Annotated in this window: 5 protein-coding genes; 3 read left to right on the top strand and 2 right to left on the bottom strand. The window is 74.2% G+C overall.

Annotation, left to right across the window (positions count from 1 at the left end; translation table 11 throughout):
- Nucleotides 1–6: 6 nt before the first annotated feature.
- Nucleotides 7–9459 carry a beta-ketoacyl synthase N-terminal-like domain-containing protein gene (locus tag ACFRQN_RS23870; RefSeq protein ID WP_380741954.1) on the bottom strand — a complete coding sequence of 3151 codons (9453 nt, stop codon included), beginning with the start codon at nucleotides 9457–9459 and terminating at the stop codon, nucleotides 7–9.
- 433 nt (nucleotides 9460–9892) lie between these two features.
- Between ACFRQN_RS23870 and ACFRQN_RS23865 the strand changes: the two genes are divergently transcribed.
- A complete protein-coding gene (locus ACFRQN_RS23865; RefSeq protein ID WP_117490353.1) occupies nucleotides 9893–11080 on the top strand; it encodes a PLP-dependent aminotransferase family protein in 1188 nt (395 codons plus the stop codon).
- Between the two features lie 176 nt (nucleotides 11081–11256).
- Nucleotides 11257–11805, top strand: a complete 549-nt coding sequence (lspA, locus tag ACFRQN_RS23860) for a signal peptidase II (RefSeq protein ID WP_234348152.1) — start codon at nucleotides 11257–11259, stop codon at nucleotides 11803–11805.
- Nucleotides 11806–11905: 100 nt separating this feature from the next.
- On the opposite strand, the gene ACFRQN_RS23855 is transcribed toward lspA, so the two are convergent.
- A complete protein-coding gene (locus ACFRQN_RS23855) occupies nucleotides 11906–12475 on the bottom strand; it encodes a DNA-binding response regulator (protein ID WP_380741950.1) in 570 nt (189 codons plus the stop codon).
- A gap of 95 nt (nucleotides 12476–12570) precedes the next feature.
- On the opposite strand from ACFRQN_RS23855, the gene ACFRQN_RS23850 reads away from it, so the two are divergent.
- Nucleotides 12571–12855 (top strand): hypothetical protein, encoded by a 285-nt coding sequence (locus ACFRQN_RS23850; protein WP_380741948.1) that lies wholly within the window; start codon nucleotides 12571–12573, stop codon nucleotides 12853–12855.
- The last annotated feature ends 7 nt before the right edge of the window (nucleotides 12856–12862 follow it).

The raw sequence follows: 12862 nt of genomic DNA, 5'->3' as shown, positions 1-12862 counted from the left end.
CTTACCTCAGCGCGACAGTTCGTTGTCGAGCGCGTCGAAGAGTTCGTCGTCGGTCACGTGGTCGAGGTCGTCGGCGGATTCGGCGGGTTCGTCCTGCTCCCGCTGCCAGGCGCGAAGGATCTGCGTCAGTCGGGTGGTGACCCTGGTGCGGTCCTCGCGCTCGCCGGCGAAGAGCTTCAACGCCTCCTCCATCCGGTCGGCGTCGGCGAGGATGCGCGAGACCGGGTCCGGTTGCCCGGGTTCGAGGGCCGCCAGGAGGTGGGCGGCCAGTTCGTCCGGTGTGGGCTGGTCGAACAGCACGTTGACGGGGAGCCTGAGCCCGGTGGCCGCGTTGAGCCGGTTGCGCAGTTCGACGAGGGTGAGGGAGTCGAGGCCGAGCCCCCGGAACTCCGCGCCGGTGTCGATGGCTCCGGGCCCCGAGTGGCCGAGGACGTCGGCGATCTCCTGGCACAGGAGCTCCGTCACGACGTCGAGGCCGCGTCCGCCGGCCGCCCCCGCGATCCGGTCGGTCCAGGTGGAGGCGCCCGCCGTCCTCGGTGCCGCGGCCGGGGCCGCCGTACGCCGGGCCGGGGCTGAGACGAGGCCGCGCAGCAGCGGTGGCAGGTCGGCCACGGCGGCCCTCGCGTGCAGTCGCGCCGGGTCGAGCACCAGCGGTGCCACGGCCGGCTCGCTTCCCTGCCGCGCCTCGTCGAACAGCGCCATGCCCTGCTCGGAGGGGATCTTTCCGATGCCGTACCGCTCGAAGCGCTGGAAGGCCGTGTCGTCGAGGCCGGCGGTCATGCCGGACTCCTGCTCCCACAGCCCCCACGCCAGCGAGAGACCCGGCAGCCCCCGGGCCGACCGCTCCTGCGCCAGCGCGTCCAGGAACGTGTTCGCCGCCGCGTAGTTCGCCTGGCCCGCGGTGCCCACCAGGCCCGAGACCGAGGAGTACAGCACGAAGGCCGCCAGCCCGGGGCACCGCTCCCGCGTCACCTCGTGCAACGCCCACGCACCGTCCACCTTCGACCGCAGCACCTCCCCCAGCGCCTCCGCACCCAGCAACACCAGCACCCCGTCGCGCAGCACCCCCGCCACGTGGAACACACCCGTCAGCGGCCGCTCGGCCACCACCTCGTCGACCAGCACCCCCAGTGCCGTACGGTCGGCCGCGTCACAAGCCCGCACCACCACAGTGCGCGCGCCCAACTCCAGCAGTTCGTCCCGCAGTGTCGCCGCCCCGGGCGCCTCCACACCCCGACGACTCACCAGCACCAGGTGCCGCACCCCGCACGCCACCACCAGATGACGCGCCAGCAACGCCCCCAACACCCCCGTCCCACCGACCACCAGCACCGCACCCTCCGGATCCAACGACACCGGAAGGGTGAGCACGTTCTTGCCGGTGTGGCGGCCCTGGCTGATGTGGCGGAAGGCCTCCCTGCCCCGGCGGACGTCCCGGACGGTGAGCGGGAGGTGGGTGAGCGCGCCGGCCTCGAAGAGGCGCACGAGCTCGGTGAGCATCTCCTGGATGCGGTCCGCGTCGACCACCATGAGGTCGAACGCCTGGTAGGAGACGTCGGGGAGGGACGCGGGGTCCCTGACGTCGGTCTTGCCCATCTCCAGGAACCGGCCGCCGGGGCGCAGCAGGCGCAGCGAGGCGTCCACGTACTCGTGGGCCAGCGCGTTGAGGACGACGTCGAAGCCGCCGTCCTCGCCGAGCACCCGGCGGAAGCCCTGCTCGAAGAGGAGGTCCCGGGACGAGGCGATGCGCTCGTCCGGCAGGCCCATCGAGCGCAGCGTGTCCCACTTGCCGGGGCTCGCGGTGCCGAAGACCCGCGCGCCGAGGTGGTGGGCGAGCTGGACCGCGGCCATGCCGACGCCGCCCGCCGCCGCGTGGACCAGCAGCGACTGGCCCGGGGCCAGGGCGGCCAGGTCGGTCAGCGCGTAGTAGGCGGTCAGGAAGACGACGGGAACGGCCGCCGCCTGGGCGAACGTCCAGCCGTCCGGGACGGTGACGAGCATCCTGCTGTCGGTGGCCACCACCGGTCCGAACGCGCCGGGCAGCAGGCCCATGACCCGGTCGCCGGGCGCGAACCCGGTGACCCCGGGGCCGACCTCGGTGACCACGCCGGCGCCCTCGATGCCGAGCGGGCCCGCGTCGCCGGGGTAGAGCCCCAGGGCGTTCAGCGCGTCACGGAAGTTGAGGCCCGCGGCGCGGACGGCGACGCGCACCTCGCCCGGCAGCAGGGGGGCGAGCGCCTCGGGGCGGGGCTGGAGGGACAGCGCGTCGAGGGAGCCGCTGGCGCCCGGTTCCATCCGCCAGGCCGGCGCGCCCTCCGGGGGTGCGAGCAGCTCACGGGATGTCTGCCGGGCCAGCCGGGCGGCCTTCAAGGTGCCGTTGCGCAGGGCCAGTTGGGGCTCTCCGGTGGCGAGCGCGGCGGCCACCAGCCCGGGGGTCGGGTCGGCGTCGGCGTCGAGCAGGACGAAGCGGCCCGGGTGTTCGGTCTGGGCGGTGCGCAGCAGGCCCCACAGCACGGATGCGGCGAGGTCCGCCACGCCTTCGGCCGCTTCGGCGGCCACCGCGTTCCGGGTGAGGACCACCAGCGGCGCGGAGGTCCGGTGCTCCTCGGCCAGCCAGCTCTTCAGCAGGCCCAGGACCTCCCGGGCGGCGTCATGGGCCGCGGACGGCACCGCGTGCTCCGGCGCGCTCGCCGTCCACGGGAGGACGGCCACCTCCAGGTCCTCGACCGCACCGGCCAGCGTGGTGAGGTCGGCGTGGCGGGTCACGCCCGGCAGGTCCGGGCCGCGCGTGCCGAGGACGGCCCAGCGGTCCGTCGGCGGGCCCGTCGGCAGGTCCGGGGCGGGACCGGCCGGAGCGGTGGCGGCGGCCGGGTCCGGCACGGGCACCCACTCCACGGCGAACAGCGGCGTACGGCCCCCGCCCGCCGCCGAGTAGGGGCGCAGGGTCAGCGCTTCGACGGTGGCGACCGGCGCCCCGGCGGCGTCGCAGACGGCCAGGGCCACGGTGTCGGTGCCGGTGGGCGTCAGCCGTACCCGCAGCGCGGTGGCACCGGTGGCGTGCAGTTCGGCACCGGACCAGGCGAACGGCAGCCGGAGCCCGGCCGCCTGGTCGCCCTCCAGGACGAGCAGGTGCAGCGCCGCGTCCAGCACGGCCGGGTGCACCCCGAAACCGGAGGGCTCCACGCCGGCCGGGAGCCCGACCTCCGCGTACAGCACGTCGCCGTCGCGCCAGGCGGCGCGCAGGCCCTGGAAGGTCGGCCCGTAGTCGTAGCCGCGGGCGGCCAGGGCCTGGTACGCGTCGGCCACGTCGAGGGGGGTCGCGTCCTTCGGCGGCCAGTCCGTCAGCGCGCTCCCGGTGCCTTCGGCCCCGGCGGCCAGCACGCCGGTGGCGTGGCGCCGCCAGGTGTCGTCGGAGCGCGAGAACACGGCCAGCGACCAGCGTCCCTCCTCCTCGGGGTCCAGCACCACGCGCAGGTCGGCCGGGGCGTCGGGGTGGAGGGACAGCGGGGCTTCCAGGGTGAGTTCGTCCAGCCGCCGGCAGCCGGCCCGGGCGCCCGCCGCGAGGGCGACGTCGAGCAGCGCCACACCGGGCAGCAGCACCTCCTCGCCGATGACGTGGTCCTCCGTCCAGGGGTGGGTCGTGGGCGAGAGCCGGCCGGTGAACACCCAGCCGTTCCCGTCGGGCCGCTCGACCGCCGCGCCCAGCAGCGGGTGCCCCACCGTCTCCAGACCCGCCGAGGCCACGTCCGCGACGGCGGTGTCCTGCGTCAGCCAGTAGGACCGGTGCTGGAAGGCGTACGTCGGCAGCTCCACCGGCCGCGCGCCCGGGAAGAGCGGGGACCAGTCGGGCAGGTGGCCGACGAAGGCGGCCTGGGCGACCGCGGTGAGCAGGGAGCCGGACTCCGGGCGCCGGGCCCGCAGCAGCGACAGGGTGACCGCGTCGGTCCCGGCCGGCAGGCAGTCCGGGACCAGACCGGTCAGGACACCGTCGGGGCCGAGTTCGAGGTAGGTCCCCACGCCGAGCCCGGCGAGGTGCTCGACCCCCTCGCCGAACCGGACGGCACGGCGGATGTGGGACACCCAGTAGTCGGGGGAGCAGAGTTGCTCGGCGGTGGCCTCCCGCCCGGTCACGTTGGACACGACGGAGAGGACGGGGGCGCGGAAGGTCAGGCCTTCGAGGACGGTGCGGAACTCCTCCAGCGCGCCGTCCATGTGGGGAGAGTGGAAGGCGTGGCTGACCCGCAGCCGCCTGGTCCGGCGCCCCAGCGCCGCGAAGTGGTCCGCGACCTCGGTGGCGACCGCGGCATCACCCGAGACCACCACGGACCGCGGGCCGTTGACCGCGGCGATCCCGGCCAGATCGTCGCGCTCTCCGAGGACCGCCAGGACCTCCTGCTCGGTGGCCTCCACGGCGATCATGGCGCCGTCGCCACGGGCGGCCTGCATCAGCCGTCCCCGCGTCGCCACCATGAGCGCGGCGTCCGGCAGGTCGAGCACGCCCGCGACATGGGCGGCGGCCACCTCGCCGACCGAGTGTCCGAGCAGGTGGTCGGGCCTGATGCCGTAGTGCTCCAGGAGCCTGAACTGCGCGGTCTCCAGGGCGAACAGGGCCGACTGGGCGTACAGGGTGCGGTCCAGGAGGTCGGCGTCCGTACCGAAGACGACGTCCTTCAGGGGGACGGGCAGGTGCGCGTCCAACTGCGCGCACGCCTCGTCGAACGCCTTCGCGAAAACGGGGAAGTCCTGGTACAGACTGCGGCCCATGCCGAGGCGCTGCGCGCCCTGGCCGGTGAAGAGCAGCGCGAGCCTGTTCGAGCCGTCGGGGGGTGTGGTGGGGGGCGTGACGGTGACGTTGTCCGCCGTGCCACCGTCGGCAAGGACGCGCAGCCCCGCGAGCAGTTCTTCACGGTCGGCGCCCGTCACGACGGCACGCTGCTCGAACAGCGAGCGCTGCGCGACCAGCGACCAGCCGACGCTGCCCGCGCCGACCTCCGGGTGCTCCGTCAGGTGCTCCGCCAGCCGGCCCGCCTGCGCCCGCAGCGCCTCCACCGACCGGCCGGACACCACCCACGGCACCACATCATCAACAGGGCCATCGGGAGAGGTAGTTGCTTCTTCGGCGACCCCTTCCACGATCACATGCGCGTTCGTCCCACTGATCCCGAAGGACGACACACCCGCCCGCCGCGGCCGACCCACCTCAGGCCACTCCCGCGCCTCGCTCAGCAGCTCCACCCCGCCCGAGGACCAGTCCACATGCGACGACGGCACCTCCGCGTGCAACGTCCGCGGCAGCACCCCGTGCCGCATCGCCAGCACCATCTTCATCACACCCGCCACACCCGCGGCGGCCTGCGTGTGACCGATGTTCGACTTCACCGAGCCCAGCCACAACGGCACTTCGCGCCCCGCCCCGTACGCGGACAGCAAGGCCTGCGCCTCGATCGGATCGCCCAGCCGCGTCCCCGTCCCGTGCGCCTCCACCGCGTCGACGTCGCCCGCCGCCAACCCCGCGTCCTCCAAGGCCCCGCGCACCACCCGCACCTGCGCCCGACCGCTCGGCGCCGTCAACCCGTTCGAGGCACCGTCCTGGTTCACCGCCGAACCCCGCAGCACCCCCAACACCCGGCGCCCAGCCCGCCGCGCATCGGACAACCGCTCCAGCACCAGCACGCCGCAACCCTCACCGAACCCCGTCCCCTCGGCCCCCTCACCGAAGGCCCGGCACCGGCCGTCCGGGGACAGGCCCCGGTGCCGGGCGAACTCGATGAGGGTGGCCGGGGCCGCCATGACGGTGACGCCGCCGGCCAGGGCCATCGAGCACTCGCCCCGCCGCAGCGACTGCACCGCCAGGTGCAGCGCCACCAGCGACGACGAGCACGCCGTGTCCACCGACAGGGCCGGGCCCTCCAGCCCCAGCACATAGGACACCCGGCCGGACGCGACACTGCTCTCGTTGCCGGTCAGGACGTGCCCTTCGAACTCCACCGGGACCCGGGCGGGGGCGGGCCGGTAGCCGCTGGTCATCACTCCGGTGAAGACGCCGGTCGCACTGCCCTTCAGGGTGTCGGGACGGATCCCCGCCCGCTCCAACGCCTCCCACGACACCTCCAGCAGCAGCCGCTGCTGCGGGTCCATCGCCTCCGCCTCGCGCGGCGGAACGCCGAAGAACCCCGCGTCGAACAGGTCCGCGTCGTGCAGGAACCCGCCGCCGCGCGTGTACGTCCGCCCGCCTTCCCCCGCGTCGGGATCGGGGTCGTAGAGGTGCTCCAGGTCCCACCCCCGCCCCTCCGGGAGGCCGGAGATCGCGTCGCGCCCCTCCGACACCAGCCGCCACAGGTCCTCCGGCGACCGCACCCCGCCCGGGTAGCGGCACCCCATCCCCACGATCGCGATCGGCTCGTCGTCGTGGGGGGCGCGGAGGGGTGCGGTGCCGGTGTCGGTGCGTTCGCCCGCGAGTTCCGTGCGCAGCCACTCCGCCAGGAGGGCGGGTGTGGGGTGGTCGAAGATCAGGGTGGGCGGGAGGGGGACGCCGGTGGCGGCGGTCAGCCGTTCCAGGAGGTTGACGGCGTCCAGCGAGTTGAAGCCGAGGTCCTTGAAGCGGCGGGAGGTGTCGACCAGCCCGGGCTCCGGGTGGCCGAGCACGGCCGCGGCGTGTTCCCGTACGAGGCCCGTCAGTTCGCCGTGGCCGGGCCGCGACGGCCCGGGTGCGGGGGCCCCGGTCTCCGCTCCGAACGGCTCACGCCGGTCCGCCACCGCGGGCCCACGCCGGTCCGCCACCACGGTCTCGCGCCGGTCCTCGCCGTCGAGCCAGTACGACTGCCGCTGGAACGGGTAGGTGGGCAGCCGGAGCCGACGCCCGGTGCCCGTCCGGAGCGCGGGCTGCCAGTCGACCCACGCACCGCGCACGTGGAGCCGGGCGACGGAGTCCAGCAGACGGCGCGAACCGCCCTCGCCCCGCCGGAGCGTCCCGGTGACCGCCGCCGCGGCACCGACGGTCTGCTGGAGCGCGACGGTGAGCACGGGGTGCGGGCTGACCTCGACGAACGTCCGGTGCCCGGCCTCCAGCAGGTGCCGGGTGGCGGTCTCCATCCGGACCGGCCGGCGCAGGTTGCGGTACCAGTAGTCGGCGTCCAGCTCCGTGGTGTCGGTGATCTCACCGGTGACGGTGGAGCAGAACGGGATCCGCGACCGGCGCGGGGTGATCCCGGCGAGTTCCGTCAGCAGCGCGTCCCGCAGGACCTCCACGTCGCCGGAGTGCGAGGCGTAGTCGACCGGGATCGCGCGCACCCAGACGCCCTCGGCCTCGTACTCCGCCAGCAGCCGGTCGACGCTCCCGGGCGGACCGGAGACCACCGTGGACACCGGACCGTTGACCGCGGCGATCTCCACCCCGTCCCAGCCCCGTTCGAGCCGGTCGCGGACCTGCGCCACGGGCAGGGAGACGGTGGCCATGGCGCCGGTGCCCGCCAGCCGGCCGAGCGCGCGGCTGCGCAGCGCCACGATCCTCGCGCCGTCCTCGACGCTGAGGGCGCCCGCGACGCACGCGGCGGCGATCTCGCCCTGCGAGTGCCCCACCACCGCGTCGGGACGCACCCCGAAGGAGCCCCACACCTCGGTCAGCGCGAGCATCATGGCCCACAGCACGGGCTGGACGACGTCGACCCGTTCCAGGGGCGGGGCGTCGGGCGTCCCGCGCAGGACGTCGAGCAGCGACCAGTCGACGTGCGGCCGCAGCGCCCGGTCGCACTGCTCCATCCGCTCCCGGAAGACGGCCGAGGTGTCGAGCAACTCCCTTGCCATGCCGTCCCATTGGGAGCCCTGGCCCGGGTAGACGAAGGTGACCTCGCCGTCCTCGGCGACGCTGCCCCGGACCAGTGCCGGGTCGACTCCGCCGGGCTCGGCGGCGGCGGTCAGGGCCCGGAGGAACTCCTCGCGGTCGGCCGCGACGACGACCGCGCGGTGCTCCCGGGTCGCGCGCGTGGTGGCCAACGCGAGGGCCACGTCGGCGGGTTCGGCGTCGGTCTCCTCGGCCACGTACGACCGGAGGCGGTCGGCCTGGGCCCGCAGCGCCTCCGCTGTGGCACCGGACAGGACCCACGGCACCACGCCGGAACCGCCGTCCGCCGGCGCCCGGGTGTCCACGGCGGGGGCGGGCGGCTGGGACAGCACGACATGGCAGTTGGTCCCGCCGAGACCGAAGGAGCTGACGCCCGCGAGGCGGGTGCCGTCCGCCCCGGTCCACGGCAGGCGGTCCGTCACCATGCGCAGCCGCAGGGCGTCCATGTCGATCAGCGGGTTGGGGGTACGGAAGCCGAGGCTCGGCGGCAGCGTCGCGTGCTGGAGCGACAGTGCCACCTTGACCAGGCCGACCACGCCCGCCGCGGCCTCCAGGTGGCCGACGTTCGTCTTCACCGAGCCGACGTGCAGGGGGCTTTGGCCGGCCGTCCGGGCCGCGCCGAACACGGCGCCCAGCGCGGCGGCCTCGACCGGGTCGCCGACCCTGGTGCCCGTCCCGTGCAGTTCGACGTACTGGACGTGCGCGGGGTCGACACCGGCCCTCGCGCAGGCCCGCCGCAGCACCTCTTCCTGCCCGGCCCGGGCCGGCACCGTCAGTCCCTCTCCGCCGCCGTCGTTGTTCAGGGCGCTGCCGAGCAGGACGCCGTACACCGGGTCCCCGTCGGCGAGGGCCCGGCTCAGGGGCTTGAGCACCACCATCGCCCCGCCCTCGCCGCGGACGTAGCCGTTCGCCCGCTCGTCGAAGGTGAAGCAGCGGCCGTCGGGCGAGAGCGCGCCGAGCCCGGCCATCGCGTGCGCCGTGTCGGGCAGCAGGTTGAGGTGCACCCCGCCCGCCACGGCGAGCGCGGAGTCGCCGCGCCGCAGGCTCTCGCAGGCCAGGTGGACGGCGGCCAGCGACGACGCCTGGCCGGCGTCGACGGTGAGGCTGGGGCCGTGCAGGCCGAGGGCGTACGAGACGCGGTTGGCCGTCATGCCGCGCTGGGTGCCGGCGACGGTGTGCGGGGTCCGGGCGGCCGGCCCTCGCCGGTCGAGCAGGAGGCCGTAGTCGCCGGACGCCACACCGAGGAAGACGGCGGTGTCCTGGGAGCGCCAGGTCTCCGGGCGGATTCCCGCGTCCTCGAAGGCCTCCCAGCTCAGTTCCAGGGCCAGGCGCTGCTGCGGATCCATCGCGGCGGCCTCGCGCGGGCCGATCCCGAAGAATCCCGCGTCGAACCGGTCCACGTCCTCCAGGAACGCCCCCCACCGCAGGGCGGACGGCTCGTCGTCCCCGGTTCCCCCGGGACCGCCCCGGCGGTCGTCGGGAGTTTCGGTGACGGCGCTGCGGCCGTCCCGCAGGAGGTCCCACAACTGCCGGGGTCCGGCAGCCCCCGGAAGGCGGCAGGAGATTCCGACCAACGCGATGGGTTCCTCCGGCACCGACCGATTTCCCGCGGAATTCACGGAGGCCTCGGAATGCCCATGGCGGAGATCAGACATGACGCCCCCTGTTATCACTTCGAACCGACCGACGGCATGACGGAACGCATCCCGGAGAACCAGGGAAAGGAAAGAGAGATTCGGAATTCCCCGTCAGAACACTGTGGAACACGGCACACGGCCCCCAGAGACTGACATACGCACCGCACGGCCCGACAAGCCCGTTCGACGGCCGACCACGCGTTTTCGGCCCATCTGGCGGAAGACCGCAGGTCAACGTCCGCCCCGGTCCCACCTGGTGGTTTCCGGAAGATCACGGTCCGGCACGGCCGGTCGCGGAACCCGCCGTCACCACGGACACCTGAGCGATCTCGGCAAGAAATCGACGGGACATGTTTGGGCACCCGTGGGACTCCCGCACCCGGGACACCGCCCCGATCGTCCGTATCCTGCGGGCATGACGAGCCCAGCCGCCGCCCCCGTTCCCGTCGCCCGCCACGCCGCCGCCCACGCCTCGTCCGTGCGGGAGATCCTCGAACTCACGGCGCGGCCGGAGGTGATCTCCTTCGCCGGCGGCCTGCCCGCCCCGGAGCTCTTCGACGTCGACGGCCTGCGGGCCGCGTACGACCACGTGCTGGCCACGGCCCCGCACCGCGTCCTCCAGTACTCGACCACCGAGGGCGACCCGGCGCTGCGGGCGGCCGTCGCCGAGCGGCTGGGCTCCCGCGGCCTGCCCACCCCGGCGGACGACCTGCTGGTCACCTCGGGCTCCCAGCAGGCACTGACGCTGGTCTCGACGGCGCTGCTGGCCCCCGGCGACACCGTCCTCGTGGAGAACCCCACCTATCTGGCGGCCCTGCAGTGCTTCGCCTTCGCGGGAGCCCGCGTCGTCCCGGTCCCGTCCGACGAGGACGGCGTCGACCCGGTGGCACTGGCCCGCCTCGTCGCCTCGGAGCGGCCCAGACTCCTCTACCTCGTCCCCAACTTCCAGAACCCGACCGGCCGTACGCTCCCCGTCGAGCGCCGCCGGGCCGTCGCGGAGGTCGCGGCCCGCCACGGCCTGTGGATCGTCGAGGACGACCCCTACGGCGAGTTGCGGTTCGACGGCGCTCCGCTGCCGTGGATCGCCTCGCTCGACGCCGCGGCCGACCGCACGGTGCTGCTCGGCAGCCTCTCCAAGACCATGTCCCCGGGCATGCGCCTCGGCTGGCTGCGCGCTCCGGCCGAACTGCGCCGCGCCTGTACGACGGTGAAGCAGACCACCGACCTGCACTCCTCCACCGTCGACCAGGCGGCCGCCGCCCGGTACCTCACCCATGCCGACCTCGACGCGCACCTGACCCGGGTCCGCGCCGCCTACCGGGAACGCCGCGACGCGCTGCTCGACGGCCTGCCCCACGCGCTCCCCCACGGAAGCACCTGGAACCGGCCGGACGGCGGGATGTTCGTGTGGGTGCGCCTGCCGGACGGGCACGACGCCACCGCCCTGCTGCCCCGGGCCGCGGCCCACGACGTCGCCTACGTACCCGGCGCGCCGTTCTTCGCCGACCGGCCCGACCCGGCGACCCTGCGGCTGTCGTTCACCGGACACCCCGCCGAGGCGATCAGGGAGGGACTGACCCGCCTCGCCGGGATCTTCGGGTGACCATCGGGGCCCGCCGACACCCGGCGACGGCGGGGCCGGTGCCCGGCAACGGCGCGGGTATGCTCCCGTTCTGACGGTGCGCTCCCGTACTTGTGAACACTCGTGCGCAAGCCGCCGTCACCTACAATGCGGCCATGACTGGCTTACTACGCCTACGGGTTGCGCGAGGAGCTTCCTTGTCCGGTGACACGCCTCGACGACTGGGAACCATGACAGCCGTGGCAATCGCACTGCTGGCGTCGGATTTCATCACCAAACAGATAGCGCTGACACATTTCTCGGGGACCGATCCGACATCGACCCTCGGCGGGCTTCTGAAATTCACGCTGGTCTTCAATTCGGGCGGGGCGTTCTCCATCGGCGCGGGGGAGACCTGGTTCTTCACCACGGTGAAGATGCTGGTCATCGTCCTCATGCTGGTGGTGTCGCCCCGGATCCGCACCCCCCTCTGGGCGGTCTCCTTCGGGCTGGTCATCGCCGGCGCGGCCGGAAACCTCATCGACCGGCTGTTCCGGGACCCCTCCCCGTGGGAGGGACGCGTCGTGGACTGGATCCAACTGCCGCACTGGCCGGTCTTCAACCTCGCCGACTGCGGCGTGGTCTGCGGCAGCGCCCTGGTGATGTGGGCCTCGATGCGCGGCATCCGCCTGGACGGCACGCGCGCCACCGAGGAGCCGGCCGAGCCGGACGCGACGGAACGGACCGCCGAGGTGAAGAACCCGTAGGGCAGCCGGCCGTCCGGCCCGGGGAGAGCCGCCCGGCCGGCCCCGAACCCGCCTGCGGGGCCCCCGGGTCGTGCGCCGGGCCCCGCACGGGGCCCCTTCCTCACGCCGCGGCGTGGGCCCTGAGCAGTCCGTACCGCTCGGCCAGGACGGCGGCCTGGGTCCGGTTGCGGACGCCCAGTTTGGCGAGCAGCTCGCTGACGTAGTCCTTGACGGTCGCCGGGCGGAGGTACAGCCGCTCGGCGATGTCCGCGTTGGACAGACCCTCGCCCAGGCAGACCAGGATCTCCCGCTCACGGGCGTTGAGCCGGGCCGGGACCTGCCGGTCGGGCGGCTCGGGAGCCACCGCCGGTGCGGCCGACCGGAGTTGCGGGAAGACCACGGTGCCGCCCGAGGTGAGCACCCGGACGGCGTCCAGCAGCAGGCCGCTCGGGGCGTTCCGCCGGAGGCAGCCGACCGCGCCGTGCCGCAGCGCCCGGTTCAGCAGGTCGCCGTCCTCCTCCGTGGCCAGCATGGCCACCCGGGGCGCCCGGGGCAGGTAGATCAGCGAGAGCAGGGTGTCGAGGGCCGCGTCGGCCTGGCGGCCGAGGTCGAGCAGGACCAGGTCGGGCTGGAGCGCGCGGGCCTGCTCGACCGCCCGGTCCACCGGACAGTCCGCCACCACCGTCAGCACGGGGTCGGATTCGATGATCAGGCGCAGTCCCGAAGCGACCGGTGGCTGCCGGATATTCCCAACCACTCCCTGAAAGTGGCGAACTGGAGATTAACATGTCCGTTTTCTCGACCCCGAAGAAGCGCATCGCCGCCGCCGGCACGGCCGTTGCCGGTCTGAGCGCCCCGCTCCTGCTGGCCGCCACCACCCCTGACGTGCTGACCGGCTACTTCGGTCTGGAGTACAAGAGCGCCGACCGCGTGCTGACCGCCATCGAGGCCGGCACCGACGTCGCCGCCGCCCTCTCGCTGTTCGGTGGCGTCACCGCCGCCGGCGGCGTGGCCATGTGGATGCTCAAGAAGGCGATCACCGCCGGCGGCCGCCGCGCCATCATCGCCTGACCCGGGC

Origin of the sequence: Kitasatospora sp. NPDC056800 (assembly GCF_042789775.1) — a bacterium.
Lineage (GTDB): Bacteria > Actinomycetota > Actinomycetes > Streptomycetales > Streptomycetaceae > Kitasatospora.
The sequence above is the reverse complement of the archived record's forward strand: the minus strand, read 5'-3'. Positions and strand labels throughout refer to the sequence as shown.

Bases quoted from the DNA above. Each gene is read 5' to 3' on its own strand.
- ACFRQN_RS23865 (WP_117490353.1), top strand. From the start codon at position 9,893: ATGACGAGCCCAGCCGCCGCCCCCGTTCCCGTCGCCCGCCACGCCGCC.
- ACFRQN_RS23850 (WP_380741948.1), top strand. From the start codon at position 12,571: ATGTCCGTTTTCTCGACCCCGAAGAAGCGCATCGCCGCCGCCGGCACG.